This window comes from Arsenophonus nasoniae, from assembly GCF_004768525.1.
GTDB classification, from domain to species: Bacteria; Pseudomonadota; Gammaproteobacteria; order Enterobacterales; family Enterobacteriaceae; genus Arsenophonus; species Arsenophonus nasoniae.
On the sequence record NZ_CP038613.1, the window covers coordinates 3,319,859 to 3,336,657 of the forward strand.

Below are 16,799 nucleotides of genomic sequence, written 5' to 3' on the forward strand. Positions count from 1 at the left end.
TGTTAAATTAGAGACAGAACAAGATTAAAGTAATTAAACTAGGGTGGTCGGGTACTTCAACACCGTATAGGACGGCCAACAGCTTTTCCCAAAAGGTATTGTATATACTGTTCGCTACCCGACCATAACAAATTTCGGACATAAAAAAGCCGCTTGATTCAGTCGCGGTAACTGCCTATGGTGTGTTGAGCTCTTGATATAAAATATAACTTATGACCTCATTCCGGTCTAGCTTTACCATCACATCCTTTAATAAAAAAACTTCACTAAATAACTTCTATAAAACTCTGGAACAATATCAATTCACCCCAAAAACCTGCCGTAGTAACGACCACTCCAGTACTACTTCCCTATCTCAGCCTAAATAATCTAGGACAATAGTAAGATAATAAATTTCACAAAAAGGGCAACTTTTAAGATTGATAAAAATAATAAATATTTATTATTAACTTTATAAAACATCAACTATTCTAAAATTTTGTGGGTTTTTATAGGATAATCAAGTGAAAAATTTATCAGCAGTAATATTTATGCTTCTATTCTCAAGTAATGTTATGAGTATCTGTCCTAAGGGATTTACATATGATCTAAGTAAGAGAATTTGTATTAATAATAACGATCAATCTATAACAGCCAAAGAACTCTGTTATGATAATAAAACAAGGAGTTTTATTCCATGTAATCAAATAACTTATACTCCTCAACTCGGCAGGGGTAAATAAGATTGTATCTTTATATAATATTACCATCACCCAACCTTCAAAATTGCTATTCCTTTCTCAGGGTAGCCTATTAACTGTTTCTCACTATCTATTACAATTTTTACCAATTAAAAAACCCCACTCTAAACAAGTGAGGCTAGGTATTATCTATCTGGATTTTTCAATGATATGACTCATTTATTCCGAAAGTTTTTTAATCAACTCATCCTTGTGAATAATTACATAACCAGATCGGCGGCCAATTTCAAATAGTGTTTCGAGAGAAGAAACATACTCATTGTCATGTACGACTCGTGCACTATCCACTTTACCATTAGGAAGTAGGGTCAGCAGTATTTTGCTAGTTGTGCCTGTTACAGTAATAGAATTATGTAACTGAGCTTCTATACGGTTGAACTCAGAAATATAGGCTTCTTTAAACTGAGCTGCTTTCTTACCTGTAAATCCCATAACCAAGAACACAAACCCGTCTTTGGTCATTTTATACTCTTCGTATACATTCCCATTATGTTCAAATGGAACCCTCGAAAAGTTGATGGTTAAGAATTGTTCTGAACATTCGAGATTTTTTATTTTTTCAATTACATGAAAATGTTGTTTGCCAAAATAATTAGCTACTTGACGAGAGGTAGTTATAACTTTTCCATCGTGAATAAATACACTAGGAATAGTAGACATTTGAGTATTCATATTTTATATCCTGTTTGATATTTTGAATTAACCCTATTTTAAAGTAGGGTGGCCAGGCGCTCAAAACCGCAAACAGACGGCGGGCATATTTCCCTTGCGGGTATTTTATTAGCCTCACGCCCGACCATATCAAAATTTTATGGATATAAAAAAACCACAAGTCTGTCGGGTGTGGAGACCGCTGTTTGAAGTGTTTTGAGCACCTGATATAAAATATAACTTATGACGTTATTCTCGTCTAGCTTTATCATCACAACCTTTAATAACAAAAAACCTCACTAAAGAGGTTCTATACAATTCTAGCAACATATCAATTTAGCCTTAAATATCACTCATTTTGTTGACTTTTGCAAGATGTAGAAATGACTTTTTGTTATTTTTTCATATCATTACACACTTTCAGCTATCTGACATAAGGCTTCTCTATCCAATGCCTTACAGATTGAAATCAATCTTAACCAAAAATGGTGATAATTCTTTTTCCAGTTGTCCCGCTTCATCCCCATTAACTTGGCAAGATCCGATTGACTATACCCCTGATTAGCTAAACCAGAAAAGCTATCTGCGCATTGTTGCACGCATAACCAAACCAATATTTTTAATCTTTCTTTGACCTTTTTAGTGATTTTTATATCTGCAGTCTGATAGGTAAATTTTCGCCATAGGTATGAGCATATATTCACTTGATGTTGAAAATTCATCTCATGACAATAGCAATACAGTATCCATGAGCGTTGATGATCTGCTAACTGTCTGATCACTCTTCTCTCGTGGCAGTAAAAATAAGCAGGGTACTCGATAAGCGGGATTTCTCTGCCTGAACGACGGGTTTCAGTGACTTTTACCGGATCAGTTATTCGACAAACGGAATGACCCGCTAATTTTATTTCCCGCTTTTTCACTCTTGGATACCTTTTTGTTTCCATTGCACTCTTACACGTGAGTGCCTCAAGTTGTCCAGTGTTTACTGTCCAGTCCCTAAAAGCATATTTGGCCACGCTTCGAAAATACCCTAAGTCATGCTCTGTCATAAACTGTTCCTTAACTCAATGCCCCAAGCCCCAATGATTCATCAAGAAAACCAAATAGCAGCGCTAACTGACTACCATACTTTACTTCCCATGCTTTAGGATCATGATGCAATTCACTGTGATGTCCCCTACATAGTGGAATACTAAATAAATCATGTGCTTTTACGCCTATACCCCCGTAGCCATAACCGATAAGATGATGGGCATCATCCGCTGGCTTCTGGCAGAGACAACACGGACGCGACTTAACCCACTGCAGATATTTTTGATTTCCCCAACGTTTCAGTTTCTGGATTTTCATTAAACTTGCTGGTGGGTTAGCATCAATGACTAGATTTAAAACTGCCTGCTCTGCTATTCTGCCTGCTTTTGCATCGCTTAATTCATCCGGTGCGGACATTACTATCATCCGGCCACTGAAATGGTGTAGCTGATTGATACCTGGCTTAAAGGCGACAATGCCCAATTCAGGAACAGGTATTGCTGTGAGTAAATGACACATCAAAAAAGCTCCGCTTTATTTCAATATAAATTCTTTACTTAAAATTCCATCTATCCACTTATCCATATTAGAGAGTGCATTTGCTTTTTTTCGTTGACGTTTTTTAGTGTTCTTTTCTACATGGTTAAGCAAATAAGGCGTGATAATAGCCAGTGCACTACCACCTGCAATCTTTGCGCCCCATTCCACGGTTAATCTTTTAACCTGTGCATCATCTTGCCAGATACCTGCGTAAGTTAAGCTGTCCTGTTTGGCCTTAACAAAGTTATCCAGATCACGGCGGTGATCTGTTGGCGGAAATAAGGTTAATGAAAGACTAACTGCAGTCGTCAATGTTTTGGGTTTTCGGTTATTGTTTTGTTCCAGTACGCTCGCAATTACTGCGCAGCGATATTGCCGTCCTTTAGCACTGATTAAATGACGTCCTTTATTTAACCCGCTGGAAGGATGACGCCAGTAGGTATTAACACTGGGCGGAAAAGGTAAAACAAGACTTAACGATCCTGTTGCTATCATATCTTCCTCACTAACCCGTCAGGAATATCAATCTCATTCCCCTGAATAATAGAAACAATTAAACGACAGGCCGCTTCTAAATGAGTTGCGCCTTTGCCGATCCCTTTATCAAACAAACCTGAAGCGGCACAGAAAGAACCCGCTTTTGTCTTTCTGAATTTAATTTGATATCGCTTAATAAATTCATCGCATTGTTCACCATTTTTTGAGGGGTTAAAGGCAACAAAAAAATGGTTTTTATCCACATTGATATAAATCGGTGAAGTTTTACGGTCAAAATAGGCAATTTCATAACCCAGCGATTTGGCTACCGCATAATCAAGATGACGTCCTGACAATTCACGTGTTTTTACTATCATGCCGCCCTCCCGTTGCGCTCTGCTAACCACTACACTCCCACTAACGTCAGGTCGATGTTTTCACACCAGGGCCATTCGTTTTCTTTCACCCCCTGCAGGGTCGGTTGTTTTAGCTCGACGCTGTAAACCCCGTTGACCGAGAGGGTGGCCTGTATCTGGCTGGGAACGATATCACGCCCCAGTTGTGCGGCCTGCTTGTCGATATAACGCTGGGCGGACTGCTTCACTGCGACCATGACCTCGGCGCTATCGTAGCCAGCATAAACACGGATAGCCGCTTCAATCCGGTAAGTTACCTTAACCGGCGAAGCCACCTTGACGGTATCGGTCAGCGGGCGCACCTTTTCGTCAGAACAGGCCCCATTAACCAGCGCCAGCAAGGTGTCGGACGGCAGGCCGGTTTTAATCAGCGGATAAAGCGCCACCGTACCCGGTACCGGGCGCATCACCGCCACATCGCGGATATCCTGATGGGCACTCATGGCATGAAAACGGTACGCCTCGCGCGACCCGGCGTTGCTAAATGACGCGGGGGCCAGCCGGATACGCTCGCGCAGATGCGCATCTTCTTCCGGGTCAGCGCCACCGGTACTGGGTTCAGTATTCGTCACGCTCAGGTCTGCATCGTTGATGCCGTCGAGCAAGGTGCTGATTTGCGCCGGTTGCCAGCCGTTGCCAAGTGTGCCGCGCTCGGTACAGGTGGCATTCACGCTGACGGTAGTGTCGCTCAGGGTCACCGCCTCATCGGTGGCAAAAACAATACTGTCGCGGGCGCTAACGCGCGTGCCCGCCGGAATGACCAGCGGCGTGTCGGGGGATTCTTCGAGCTGAAAACGCAGTCGGGTACGCGCTGCCGCAGCCGACAGGCGGTATACACCGACCAGTTCGCCCAGATAGTCCAGCATCGGGGCGCGGGCAAAGGCCACCAGATTCTGCTCGGCGGTATCCTGGATAGCCAGGCGTACCAGCGCCTCACGGTAAGCCATCAGGTTAATCAGCAGTCGTTCATCCTGCGCCGGATAGAGCGTTTTGCCGCTGACTTTTTCATACCAGGCTATCATTTCAGCGGTCAGCGCCGCCGCATCGGTGTTGATAAATACCGGCTTCTTGTCCGTTAACGCCATGCGACCTCCGTCATCTGCGGTGTGCCGTCCGTTATCGGTTGCCAGCGTACCCGTAACCAGAGATGTTCGGCATCGACCCGCGGTTTCACCTCAAGGAGTTGTATTCGTGGCTCCCAGCGCCGCAGTGCGTCGACCGTCTCTCTGACGACATGGGGAATGGCCTGCTCGGTAGGCATATCCAGATAGCGGTACAGGTTGCTGCCAAAATCGGGCCGATGCAGGTCTGTACCACAGGGCGTACACAGAATGATACGCATGGACTGCGCAATATCGGCCAGCCCGGAAACACGTTCGCCGGGACGGTTCAGCGCGGGCTGCCAGTAAACGGACGTTGCATAATCATTTTTCATACGGGCAGCATGACACAGGCGGGCAACAGGGGGTATTAAAGTGCGTTAAAGCCTGTAAGCGCTTATATCGGCTTGCCGGTCGACCTGCCTTCATGACCGTGACTGTGCTGATGGTTTTTCAGCGACACGTTCCCGGCCTGGATATCCCCGCTGGCCTTGATATCGCCGTTAATGGTGGCTGCCGCACCCTTGCCACCCGAGCCGCTCATACCGCCCAGGTAAGTGAGTTGCTTCTGCACCGTCAGGTTACCGGTCGTAAGGGTATCAGGTGAATCGAGTGTTGTCACCGATCATGCAAAACTGATCCACTAACGATCATCTAAAACTGATCCACTTGGTATTATTCGCACATTTTTGTACGGATAATTTATGTTAACCAAGGAGATATTTGTGGATATTCATGTTCGCTTTGCACAAGGACAAAGCCTTCGAAAAATTGCCAGTGAGTTGCAGTATATCCCGTAACACCGTAAAACATCATTTACAACAACAGACAATGCCAACTTATGCTAAAAGAAGTCAACAACCGACTAAATTATCCCCTTTAAACCTTATTTGCTTCAGCGAATTGAACTGGCTAAACCTGATTGATCCCTGCAACAGTCTTATTTGATGAGGTAGTTGAAAACGGCTATCAAGGTGGTATTGCTCAATTACGCCGATTTGTTTGTCAATTTAAACCAAGCATTGTTCCCGAAGTAGTCGTCCGTTTTGAAACACAGCCAGGTCAACAAATGCAAATCGACTTCACCAGCATCCGGCGAGGTAAAAAAATCGCTGAAAGCGTTTGTTGCAACGCTAGGCCATTCGCGTGCGAGTTATGTAAAGTTCTTTGATAATGAACGAGCAGAATCGTGGCAGCAAGGTTTAAGAGAAGCTTTCGACTACTTTGGTGGTGTACCACAGGAAGTATTGTGTGATAACGCAAAATCCCTCATCATCGAACGGGATGCTTATGCAGAAGGTGATCATAAATTACATGTCGAAATGCTTCAAATGTCGAAAGATTACGGGTTTAAATTGAAGGTTTGCAAGCCCTACAGGGCAAAACGAAAGGAAAGTAGAGCGCTTTAACCACTATTTAAAAACAGCTTTATCGTGCCATTAAACACCGACCTTCGTGCTCATAATCTTGAACTGGATATTGAAATAGCTAATGCAAAAGTGGGTCCATGGTTACAACGCGTTGCCCATCAGCGAATTCATGGAACAACGTTAGAGAAGCCAGCAGATAGATTAGCTAAGGAAGTTAAGTCTCTTCTACCCTTACCAGCAAGGGTTTGCCAATCTATCCCACAGACTAATACGCTTAATATCCCTATCGTACCGCCCCTTGAATCTGTCAGTTTGCAACACTCAATCAGCGTATACGAAGCATTACTGGGAGGTGTAGTGGTCTAATAAAACTGTAGAGATTTATAGCTTATAATTAAGCAAAATCTTATAGGTATAAATATGACCCGAAAAGTAAAAGTAACCTTTAGCGGAAAGCAAAAACTGGAATATGCAAAACTCATGGTTGAAGGTGGATATAGCAATATCCAAGTTGAAAAAATATCCGGTGCGGGTAAATCTGCCGTATCACGATGGAAGCAACAATATCTTGCCGAGTTAAATGGGAATACGCCTGTAAAATCAAAAGCGTTAACACCCGAGCAACAGCGCATACAAGAATTAGAAGTTCAACTTAAGCGTGCTCAGAGGGATAATGACATATTAAAAGCCGCGGCTTACTTCATCCTCGACAATCAAAACTCAAAATCGTGAAGCAACTGAAAATCATGTACCCCAATTTTACGGTCACTGAGTTATGCCATCTTTTGAAGTAAGCAGCAGTAGTTTTATTATGAAACGAAAATACCGACAGTTGAAAATGAAAGACTGTGTGGCGAAATCAAACGTATTTTTTATACATCGGGTCAAATTTATGGCAAAAGACGTATTCAAGCCGAGTTAAAGGGTTTAGGGCACCAAATTGGCACTTATAAAATATCGAACATCATGAAATTAAATCAATTAGTTGCAATTAGACCAACGAAAAAGCACTACTATCACTCATCGGGTAACGAACATCGATATGCCCCTAATTTGCTTAAACGACAATTTTCCCCTGAACAGCATAATCACTATTATGTCGGGGATATCACGTATATTAGACATCACTATGGGTGGAGCTATTTAGCCTGTGTGTTGGATTTAGCCACCAAAGAAATTATTGGTTATGCCTTATCAACAAAACCGGATTCGAAATTAGTGAAAGAAGCCTTAGATAACGCAATTGAACGGCAATTACCGGATACGACAAGTTTGATGTTCCATTCAGATCAAGGTTGCCAATATTCATCGGAGGAGTTTAGGGCGCACCTCTTTGAACGGAAAATAACTCAAAGCATGAGTCGGCGAGGTAATTGCCTCGATAATGCCGTGATGGAAAGATTTTTTAGGAGTTTAAAGACAGAAAGACTTAACCGTTTATCGTTTATGAATCATCAATCTGTTGTCTGTGAAGTTGAAAATTATATTCAGTTTTACAATTATTATCGACGCCATTCAACGATTGGTTATTTAACGCCACATCAAAAATATCATGAACTAAAAAATGCCGCTTAGATCTTCTACAGAATTTGTTGACCATTACAGAGGTGAACATGTTATTGCATGAACAAATTGAACACCTGTGTGAGTCATTGAAATTAAATTCTATTCCGACTCATTGGTCATCACTTGCCGAAAAATGCATTGCCCAAGACAAAAGCTACGGAGAGTTTTTACTGTCCCTGTTAAAATGTGAGCAACAACAACGAGATGAACGAACTCGTAATCTTTTGAGTCGGATGGCAGGATTCCCAGCACATAAAGAACTTAATACGTTCGATTTTAAGTTTGCAACGGGGATCCCCAAACAACACATACAGGAATTAAGCGCATTAACGTTTATTGAACGTAATGAAAATGTCGTGTTGCTTGGCCCAAGCGGTGTAGGCAAAACGCATTTAGCTATTGGGTTAGGATTAAAAGCAGTACAGGCCAAGAAGAAAACCCGCTTTACCACGGCAGCTGAACTGATGTTGCAACTCTCAACTGCCAAACGACAAAATAAGCTCAAACAATATCTATCACGTTCGGTGATGGCCCCGAAGTTGTTGATTATCGATGAGATTGGATACCTGCCGTTTGGGCGAGAAGAAGCAAACCTGTTTTTCAATGTGATTGCCAAGCGTTATGAGCATGGCAGTGTCATATTGACGAGTAACCTATCATTTGGGCAATGGCCAAGTGCTTTTGCTGATGACGCAACATTAACTGCCGCTATGCTTGATCGTTTACTTCATCATTCGCATGTACTGCAATTAAGCGGTGAAAGCTACCGATTGAAAGATAAGCGGCGCTCAGGAGCAATAACTGAGTAAAACAGTGGATCAATTTTGATTGATCGGATTTAGATAAAAAGTGGATCAGTTTTCGGTGATCGTTGACACTTCTTCCCGGTCTTGGCCATATCCGTGACAAAAAACATTGGCGGCGTTACTTGAGGGCGCAGTACGGACGTTATTGGAAAGTGCACTTTGCTAAAAAAACGAAAGGGGCATGGCATAGTGTTAAGTACCTCGGTCGCTACCTTAAACGCCCACCGGTATCTGCGTCAAAACTGCGGCATTACCGAGGGGGTGCCGTTGTTCATCACTACCATGACCACCGAACTGGCCAGCATCGGCAGCAGACTCTGCCGCAGGAAGAGATGATTAGACGCTATATAAGCCATATTCCGGCCAGGCATTTTAAAATGGTGCGTTACTCTGGTTTTTTGTCGAATCGTAAACGGGGAAAACTATTGCCGAAAGTGTATAAGGCACTTGAGATGACGGCACGTAAAAAACCGGAGAACCCAGGTTTTTCTGTGCTGATGAAAGGATTTCTGCGTACCGATCCGTACAAATGTATTCTGTGTGGCGACAGGCTGCTTTTCACCGGGGCGCAAATGGGTAAAAAAGCAACGGAATTGTTGTCAGAAAGACTGCATAACCTGGAGAAAAAGCGATGGTTACGCAGCTAAACGCAGGATCAATGTGTCTAAAATAAGGAAATCAGGTTAGAAATTACACTCTCTGAGGAAATGTTAACTGGCACTAAACACAATAAATCGATCCCCATCTCCTTTTTGCAATAAGGGATGGCTTTTGCTACTCACTTTAAAAGCGATTCAATTTCCTAACCATCAAGGGTAGAAACACTCGCAATGCTGTTTATGATCAAACAAAGAAGAGAAAGTGGTAAAAATACTGAGAAGCAGGTATTGACAGGTAATTTTACTTAGTTAGCTCGTACGTGATGGATCTTCCTTATGCTCATGGTGTGATGCAAGTCTATTTTATGATTATTGCTATAAGGTCAGGATCTTCCCTATCTTGGTGGGGTATTTTCTTGTCAGGACTTCATCTAGATGCATATAGCCAGTCAGTTAATAATTTAGCCTAGCCTAAATAAAAAAATCTTGCTTGGTTAGAAACGGTAGATTGTATAAAAAAACACTGAATAAACATACCAATGGCATCGTTAATGAAACTTGCATGTACTCCCTCCCCCATCTGGCTGATAACGACTTAGGCCCAATTGCCAATGGCGATGGCAATTGGGGATCCTGCGTTAATAAAGTGAGTCACTATCTAATCAGACTTGAATTACGCCAATAATTATTTTTCTTCTATGCTTGATGCTTTATTTATATCCTATTTTTATGAGGTTAAGACGTGTTTCCAATAAGTCATTTATCAACGGTTTTTCCTGCTGCTTTTCACAACGAAAATGATCCACCCAACATGTTACTACAGCGATTAATCTCATCTTCGACTCATATCCAGGGAGAAAGTCGCTTGCTGCCTAATGGATTAACGGCTCGTGATAATTTCCCATTATTATTTAAAATTGTCCTTGATCCGGTCAATGAACAACCCGAAATAAATGGTTTTTTGCCGTCAGATGACTTTGAAACCTTATACCCTATGATTGGCAAGCAAGGAGAAACAACCATTGTTGCCGGCAATTATGATGAAATAGTGCGATTTGTCTCCCACAATAAAGCCTATGCAATTTTTGCTATTGCTGCTTTTGGCTTACCGGCCGTCTCATTGAAACAAAATTTTGACGATCCAGACACTAGCGCGATAGCGTTGCTATTTTCTAAAACAGGCAGTTTACAAAGAGCAACAAACTTTGATGAAATACATATTTTAGGCCCGATTAATCCAGAGCGGGTGGTTCTATTGCATACCCCCTATAGTGATCTTAATACACTACAACCAGAGGTAGTTGAAAAACTTTCACGCACTTATGAGCAAGTCGTGAACCAATATATCAATTCCGCTAATAATAATACTTTTGATATCTGGTTCAACCTCTATCCTCAAGATGAAGCGTTATCCTCTCGTCCCATAACTAATGAATTTACCCAACAGCAGATGAATAATGGTAATTTAGCAAGGAAAGTAGAGTACAATAATATTCCTCATCATTTACTTACTCAAAGTACTAGTCAAACTGACACTTTGGCAGAAAAAGAAACAGTAAAATTAGTCACCCCTGAAACGTCAACAGAGAGGATATTATTAGGTGCAGAAGGGATTACAAACGCCAGTGGACTAAAAGGGGTTAGTGAAAAATATAGCCTGGATTTGAATACACTAAAAGATTACCCCCAAACAAATAGCACTCTCTCGGCAAAGGGAAAAATTTTTTTAGCTGGCAAATCCAATAAATTAACTCCTGAGATATTAAAAACGATAATGTCATTAGGCCCAGAAGAGTTTACAAAGGCCGGTGGACTGAGCGGGATCAGTGAAAAATATAAAGTAAATTATACCACCTTAAAAAATTACTTCTATGCAAATGGTACCCTCACGGTTAGAGGGAAAGTTTTATTAGGCAGCAAATCCAATAAATTAACTCCTGAGATATTAAAAACGATAATGTCATTAGGTAAAGACGGGATCGCAAATGCCGGTGGACTAAAAAGGCTCAGTGAACGATATAATGTGAATTATTGTACGTTAAATAATTACTTTAATGCAAATGGCACCCTCACTGTCAGCGGGAAAAACTTTCTAGGTGACAAACCCAATAAAATAACCCCTGAAATATTAACAGAAATTATGTCATTAGGTGAAGACGGGATCGCAAAAGCCGGTGGATTGAGGGGGCTTAGTAAACAATATAAGGTCAATTTGAGTACGTTAAACAATTACCTTAATAAAAATGGCACGCTCACAGTTGGGGGTAAAAGCTTTTTAGGTGACAAACCCAATAAATTAACCCCTGAGCTATTAAAAGCAATAGTATCATTAGGTGAAGAAGGGATCGCAAAAGCCGGTGGACTCAAAGGGCTCAGTGAACAATATAGTGTAAGCTTGGAAACGTTAAAGAGTTACCTTAATAAAAATGGCTCGCTCACAGTTAGAGGAAAAAGTTTTTTAGGTGACAAATCCTATAAAATAACCCCTGAAATTCTAACAGAAATTATGTCATTAGGTGAAGAAGGGATTGCAAAAGCCGGTGGACTCAAAGGAGTCAGTGAACAATACAATGTGAGATTAGGTACGTTAAAGAATTACCTTAATCAAAAACGCACACTAACGGTTAGAGGGGAAGCTATCTTAGGCGGCAAACCCAATAAATTAACCCCTGAGCTATTAAAAACAATAGTATCATTAGGTGAAGACGGGATCGCAAAAGCCGGTGGACTCAAAGGGCTCAGTGAACAATATAATGTGAGATTGGGTACGTTAAAGAATTACCTTAATAAAAAAGGCACACTAACGGTAAGAGGGGAAGCTATCTTAGGCGGCAAACCCAATAAAGTAAGCCCTGAGATGTTAACGGAAATTATGTCATTAGGTGCAGAAAGGATCGCTAAGGCCGGTGGACTAAAAGGGCTTAGTAAACAATATAAGGTGAATTTGGCAACCTTAAATCATTACATTGACAAAAATGGTAGGCTCACCGTTATGGGGAAAGCTTTTTTAGGCGTTGAATCCAATAAAATCACCCGTGAAATGTTAACAGAGATTATATCATTAGGTGCAAAAGAGATTAAAAAGGCCGGTGGGCGGAAAGGACTCAGTGAAGAATATAAGGTGAATTTGAGTTCGTTAAGGAGTTATCTTAAGAAAGATGGCACGCTTACTGTTAATGGAAAAAGTTTTTTAGGTATTAAACCCAATAAATTAACCCCTGAGATATTAACCAAAATTATGTCGTTAGGCGCTGAAGGGATTAAAAAGGCCGGTGGACTGCAAGGACTCAGCGAAAAACATAACGTGAATTTGAGTACGTTAAATAGTTACCTTGATAAAAATGGCACGCTTAAGGTTAGAGGGGAAAGTTTTTTAGCGCGCGCGCGTCAATAAAAGTTGCTCTGCTGTTTTTAGCTGTGAATTTTTAGACCCTGGCTGACATACTTTGTATATATTAACAGGATATGAGTTGAGGTTTAAATATGAACAAGAAAGATGAACAGGAAGTAATAAGAAGAAAACTTAGGATACTGGCTCATGTAGAAGAAACCAAAAATGTAAGCAAAACATGCCGTTACTGGGGGATCTCTCGTGACACTTTTTATCGCTGGAAAAAAGAATATAAAACACAGGAAGAAGTAGGACTGATTAACAGTAAACCCTGTCCCGAAAACCCCTCTATTCGGGTAGCTTTCGTGATTGAGGAAAAGATCCTTTATCTGCGTAAAAACTACCATTTTGCTAGTGATAAAATTTGCTGGTATCTCGAACGTTATCACAAGATGAAAGTGTCAATGACAGGTGTCTATGGAGTGTTATGCCGCCACGGACTGAACAGGCTTCCCCATAAACTTAGAAGGCGCCAAATAAAAGCAATTAAGCGCTATGAAAAAAAGTGCCTGGGCATCACGTTCAGGTGGATGTTAAGTTTCTCAGTTTCAGCGATGAAAACAGCAATAAAACACGCAGATTCCAATACACCGCCATTGATGATGCTACCCGAATCAGAGCCCTGAAAGTGTATGAAAAACATAATCAGGAATGCGCCATCGATTATATCAATCATGTTGTAGAAAAGTTCCCTTTCAGAATCAAAATAATCCGTACAGATAATGGTCATGAATTTCAGGCTAAATTTCACTGGCATTGCGAAGATTTGGGACTTCAACATGTGTACATAAAACCAGCCAGTCCCAATCTAAATGATAAAGTTGAACGTTCACATTTGTCGGACAAACAAGAATTTTATCAGGTCACGTTCCGTAAGAAGCGGTACGATTCTCTAGAAATGTTGGCAAAAGATCTGGATCACTGGCGGGATTACTACAACAATGAACGAACTTATCAGGGAAAAATGTGCTGCGGCAGGACGCCAATGAATACATTAACTAATGGAAAAAGGATTTGGGCTGAAAAAAATTTAACTCAAATCTAATCTGACACTGGCACCAGAAAAGCTGGGTAACTGTCAGATCAGGTCTGAGCTAGTACAGTTTATATAATAATATCTGTCTAAAAATTAACCATTCCATTAATTTCAATCAAAAAATTGATATCATGATCGAGATTAGTACGAATGATAGTCTTTATTATTTTATGGTGAATTTAACCATATCTTCTAAAATGAGAATTTCTATTTATACTTCTTAAATAATTTACTTGTTGATCTAACCAATGATTAAATTCTTCCTTATACTGATGTCCAAACTTATTTAATAATTTTGAATAGGATAAGTTATTACTTTCTAATTGAATTGGTTGTCTAAGTGCGCGTACTAATTCACTACGAACAGAACGAAGTTGTGGGGAACTATCAAGAAATTTATGTACAAAATATGGCCAAACGTATAATCTTTCGCTGTGACCATTAGCAGAAAAACTATCAATATCTATAATTTGATCTAAAGTAGGTCACCTATTAACCGAACAATACATTAAAGTCTGGTTTGCATATTTATTTTTTTCACCGTGAGATAGATATTCAGCAAGCCCTTCACTCCACCATGAAATTTCTTCGGAGGAAAATTCTGCCGCATCACCATACTTATTATATTTACCATCAAGATAATGAACAATTTCGTGCCCAAAGTTATGAACATCATTTCCTTTCATATAAATAAAGACACGAGGCTGATTATTAGGCTGTGTCCCTTAATTGCGTAATCGGCGGTAAAACAAGCGAATGCAGCCCAGTTTCACCATTGCTAGATAGTTTCTTGCCGTTTTTTCATAACGTGTAGCGATCCGGCGATATTCCTTTAAACGGCCAAAACACCTTTCCACAACGTTGCGATGGCGATAAGCATCACGATCAAGTTGCGAGCGTCCATCTGAAGCCAGTTTTTCATTTGATTTTCGGGGAATAACCGTTTTCATCCCTTTTCTTTTCAACTCGTTACGTAGCGCATTCCCAGAGTAGGCTTTGTCAGCCAGTACCGTATGACCACGACGCTTCATGCTGCCGTTCTGGCGTTGCACGCCAATGCCGTCCAGGAGTCGTAGCGCGAACAGGCTTTCGTGAGCCTGCCCAGCACTCAGTACGATGTTTAGCGGGATGCCGCTTCCGTCAGTCGCCATGTGGATTTTGGTGCCATAACCACCTCGTGAGCGACCCAAGCTGTTATCGTCGGTAATATCGGGATGTTTTTTGAGCACCAGCCGCACATTTGAGAGCACGAATATTACTGCCATCCAGCGCAATGGCTGACCAGTCAACCAGTTCATGAGCATCAAGAAATGAAAGCAACTTATTGAAAATAATGTTAATAGTTCCATCCTTTGACCATCTGTTGAAACGGTTATAAACGGTTTTCCATGGGCCGTAACGTTCAGGTAAATCACGCCATGGGGCGCCTGAACACAGTATCCAGAACATGCCGTTGACGATTTTGCGATGTTCTGCCCACGGCCGACCGACCCGCGAAGATGTCAAAACGGTTGGCAACAAGGGCTCAATGATTGCCCATGCTTCATCAGAAAGATCGTAGCGAGCCATAATTCAAAGTATCGTAGAAACAGATGGATACTATAGCTCAAGCAATTAAGGGACACAGCCTAGGATCTTTAGGATTTCCTTCAATATAAATCCCCCCATTGTTAGTATCTATACGAAAAGGATAATTACCATAACGGTTATAAAGTTCTTTATTCTTCATTATAATAATTTCTAATGGTTTAGAATAATCATCTTTTATTTTATTTTTCCCAAAAATATTATGAAAATTATTTAAAACTTTATCTGCTACAATATTAAGCTTATTTCTTTCTTCATTATTAAAATTATAAGAAGATATTACTTTATGTCCACTATTAAGTTGAAAGCTATGAGGAATAATCTCTTCTTCTCTAATTGGTTTAAGAAAGTTATAAAAGTTCGAACCGTTATTTTTTTCAATACTTCTTCCTGTATCTTCTAAATATTTAGCAAGAACTACACTAATTTCTTCACGTAAATCATTTTTAGCAGGCAGATCTTTATAGTTTTTTAATATAGATTGCAGATTGGAATCAATCTTATCACGTGTTAGAGTCCAAGTATTAGGATTATTAATCTTTTCAACGTTGATAATATGAGCTAATGTATTCATACTACAACGTAAATGATACAAGGGGAAAGTATCTTTTTTTTCATCAACAATTTCTAAAGATTGGCTAATTGTTTTAAATAAAGTGGATTCTATTATTTCCTTATTTTTAGATAATAGTTGGCTATCTAGTGTTCCTGGCCTTATGTAACAAAGTAGATTTAAAATCCTACCTAAATTTACTGAAAAATCGTAATTTTTTAATAGCTTTTCTTGATTTAAAACATAATACCGTAATATCGTATCAATATCAGAATAATTTATAATTAAATTATTTCCTGTTCCATTCTTTCGACTCATTTCAGTTGTTGCTGCAACCCAACATTCTGTTAATTTTAACAAATCCTTATTTGGTTCTGATGATAATTGTGGCAAACTCTTATAAGTTTGAGATAAATAGTTTCCTATTTTTTGTAAGGATTTTGAGGCAATAGTATTTGCTGCGTTCCAAGATGGAGCTGATGTATTAATTCTACGATATAAACTTTCAATATATTTTGATAACAAACTAAGATTTTTTATATTTTTTGCTGGATCGTCAATTAGCTTATCGATTACTTTAATAGCTGTAATTAATGTTTGTTGGCTATGCGGATAACTTGTCTTTAAAAATAATTCTTTTTCATCATAAAGATCTTCCATCAACCTCTTTTCCATAGAGGTAAGCTCTATATTAGATGGAATATGTGTTAAGTATTTTGGGATATTTTTTTGTTCATAGTTATTAACAGCATTTAAATGTTTTTCTTTCGTTGATAGTTTTTCCGAAATATTAACATCTTCAACGTTATTCACATTTTCGTAATAAATGTTAGATTCATAATTAACATTAACAGCGTTTAAGTTTATTGACATAATAGGTTAATTCCATTTACTTTTACTTTTACTTTTACTTTTAAAATTCAAATAAAATA

14 protein-coding genes and 4 pseudogenes are annotated in these 16,799 nt (G+C 40.0%); 7 read left to right on the forward strand and 11 right to left on the reverse strand.

The features are described 5' to 3' along the window. Positions 1-899 precede the first annotated feature (899 nt). The 8 genes from ArsFIN_RS28895 to ArsFIN_RS16870 form a co-directional block, all read right to left on the reverse strand. Positions 900-1,412: a Rha family transcriptional regulator gene (locus ArsFIN_RS28895; protein WP_051297116.1), complete on the reverse strand. Its 513-nt coding sequence runs from the start codon at positions 1,410-1,412 to the stop codon at positions 900-902. Positions 1,413-1,801: 389 nt separating this feature from the next. Next, the gene (locus ArsFIN_RS16840) at positions 1,802-2,443 is read right to left on the reverse strand and encodes a bacteriophage antitermination protein Q (protein ID WP_026823600.1); all 642 of its coding nucleotides are present in this window, start codon (positions 2,441-2,443) and stop codon (positions 1,802-1,804) included. A gap of 10 nt (positions 2,444-2,453) precedes the next feature. After that, positions 2,454-2,945, reverse strand: coding sequence for a DUF968 domain-containing protein (locus ArsFIN_RS16845; protein ID WP_026823599.1), 492 nt, complete (start codon positions 2,943-2,945; stop codon positions 2,454-2,456). 15 nt (positions 2,946-2,960) lie between these two features. Beyond that, positions 2,961-3,461: a RusA family crossover junction endodeoxyribonuclease gene (locus ArsFIN_RS16850; RefSeq protein ID WP_071846897.1), complete on the reverse strand. Its 501-nt coding sequence runs from the start codon at positions 3,459-3,461 to the stop codon at positions 2,961-2,963. Further along, positions 3,458-3,820 carry a phage protein NinX family protein gene (locus ArsFIN_RS16855; protein WP_135678022.1) on the reverse strand — a complete coding sequence of 121 codons (363 nt, stop codon included), beginning with the start codon at positions 3,818-3,820 and terminating at the stop codon, positions 3,458-3,460. The genes ArsFIN_RS16850 and ArsFIN_RS16855 overlap by 4 nt, the downstream gene beginning before the upstream one ends. A 29-nt stretch (positions 3,821-3,849) precedes the next feature. Beyond that, positions 3,850-4,944 (reverse strand): baseplate assembly protein, encoded by a 1,095-nt coding sequence (locus ArsFIN_RS16860; RefSeq protein WP_026823597.1) that lies wholly within the window; start codon positions 4,942-4,944, stop codon positions 3,850-3,852. Next, the gene (locus tag ArsFIN_RS16865; RefSeq protein ID WP_026823596.1) at positions 4,935-5,294 is read right to left on the reverse strand and encodes a GPW/gp25 family protein; all 360 of its coding nucleotides are present in this window, start codon (positions 5,292-5,294) and stop codon (positions 4,935-4,937) included. The genes ArsFIN_RS16860 and ArsFIN_RS16865 overlap by 10 nt, the downstream gene beginning before the upstream one ends. Before the next feature lie 62 nt (positions 5,295-5,356). Then, the gene (locus ArsFIN_RS16870; protein ID WP_246067272.1) at positions 5,357-5,581 is read right to left on the reverse strand and encodes a hypothetical protein; all 225 of its coding nucleotides are present in this window, start codon (positions 5,579-5,581) and stop codon (positions 5,357-5,359) included. Positions 5,582-5,663: 82 nt separating this feature from the next. Between ArsFIN_RS16870 and istA the strand changes: the two are divergent. The 7 genes and pseudogenes from istA to ArsFIN_RS28900 all read left to right on the forward strand — a co-directional run bounded on the left by istA (position 5,664) and on the right by ArsFIN_RS28900 (position 13,736). Continuing rightward, a pseudogene (gene istA / locus ArsFIN_RS16875) lies at positions 5,664-6,695 on the forward strand (IS21 family transposase). Positions 6,696-6,749: 54 nt separating this feature from the next. Further along, a pseudogene (locus ArsFIN_RS16880) lies at positions 6,750-7,904 on the forward strand (IS3 family transposase). 38 nt (positions 7,905-7,942) lie between these two features. Continuing rightward, positions 7,943-8,704: an IS21-like element helper ATPase IstB gene (gene istB / locus ArsFIN_RS16885; protein WP_135677409.1), complete on the forward strand. Its 762-nt coding sequence runs from the start codon at positions 7,943-7,945 to the stop codon at positions 8,702-8,704. Between the two features lie 71 nt (positions 8,705-8,775). Further along, a pseudogene (locus ArsFIN_RS16890) lies at positions 8,776-9,348 on the forward strand (IS91 family transposase); the annotation flags it as partial. A 460-nt stretch (positions 9,349-9,808) separates the two neighbouring features. Next, positions 9,809-9,985, forward strand: coding sequence for a hypothetical protein (locus ArsFIN_RS26525; RefSeq protein WP_155847016.1), 177 nt, complete (start codon positions 9,809-9,811; stop codon positions 9,983-9,985). 57 nt (positions 9,986-10,042) lie between these two features. Beyond that, positions 10,043-12,694, forward strand: a complete 2,652-nt coding sequence (locus tag ArsFIN_RS16895) for a hypothetical protein (RefSeq protein ID WP_026823904.1) — start codon at positions 10,043-10,045, stop codon at positions 12,692-12,694. An 89-nt stretch (positions 12,695-12,783) separates the two neighbouring features. Continuing rightward, positions 12,784-13,736: pseudogene (locus tag ArsFIN_RS28900) on the forward strand (IS481 family transposase). A gap of 476 nt (positions 13,737-14,212) precedes the next feature. Here the strand turns inward: ArsFIN_RS28900 and ArsFIN_RS16905 are convergent. From ArsFIN_RS16905 to ArsFIN_RS16915, 3 genes are all read right to left on the reverse strand, one after another. Next, positions 14,213-14,413 (reverse strand): collagenase, encoded by a 201-nt coding sequence (locus ArsFIN_RS16905; RefSeq protein ID WP_026823903.1) that lies wholly within the window; start codon positions 14,411-14,413, stop codon positions 14,213-14,215. Positions 14,414-14,452: 39 nt separating this feature from the next. Continuing rightward, positions 14,453-15,296, reverse strand: a protein-coding gene (locus ArsFIN_RS16910) for an IS5 family transposase (RefSeq protein WP_135678024.1) whose coding sequence is annotated in 2 segments (ribosomal slippage) — positions 14,453-14,951 and positions 14,950-15,296 — 846 coding nt in all. Because the reading frame shifts where the segments join, the coding sequence is not laid out codon by codon here. Positions 15,297-15,333: 37 nt separating this feature from the next. After that, the gene (locus tag ArsFIN_RS16915; RefSeq protein WP_167876703.1) at positions 15,334-16,680 is read right to left on the reverse strand and encodes a collagenase; all 1,347 of its coding nucleotides are present in this window, start codon (positions 16,678-16,680) and stop codon (positions 15,334-15,336) included. Positions 16,681-16,799 lie beyond the last annotated feature (119 nt).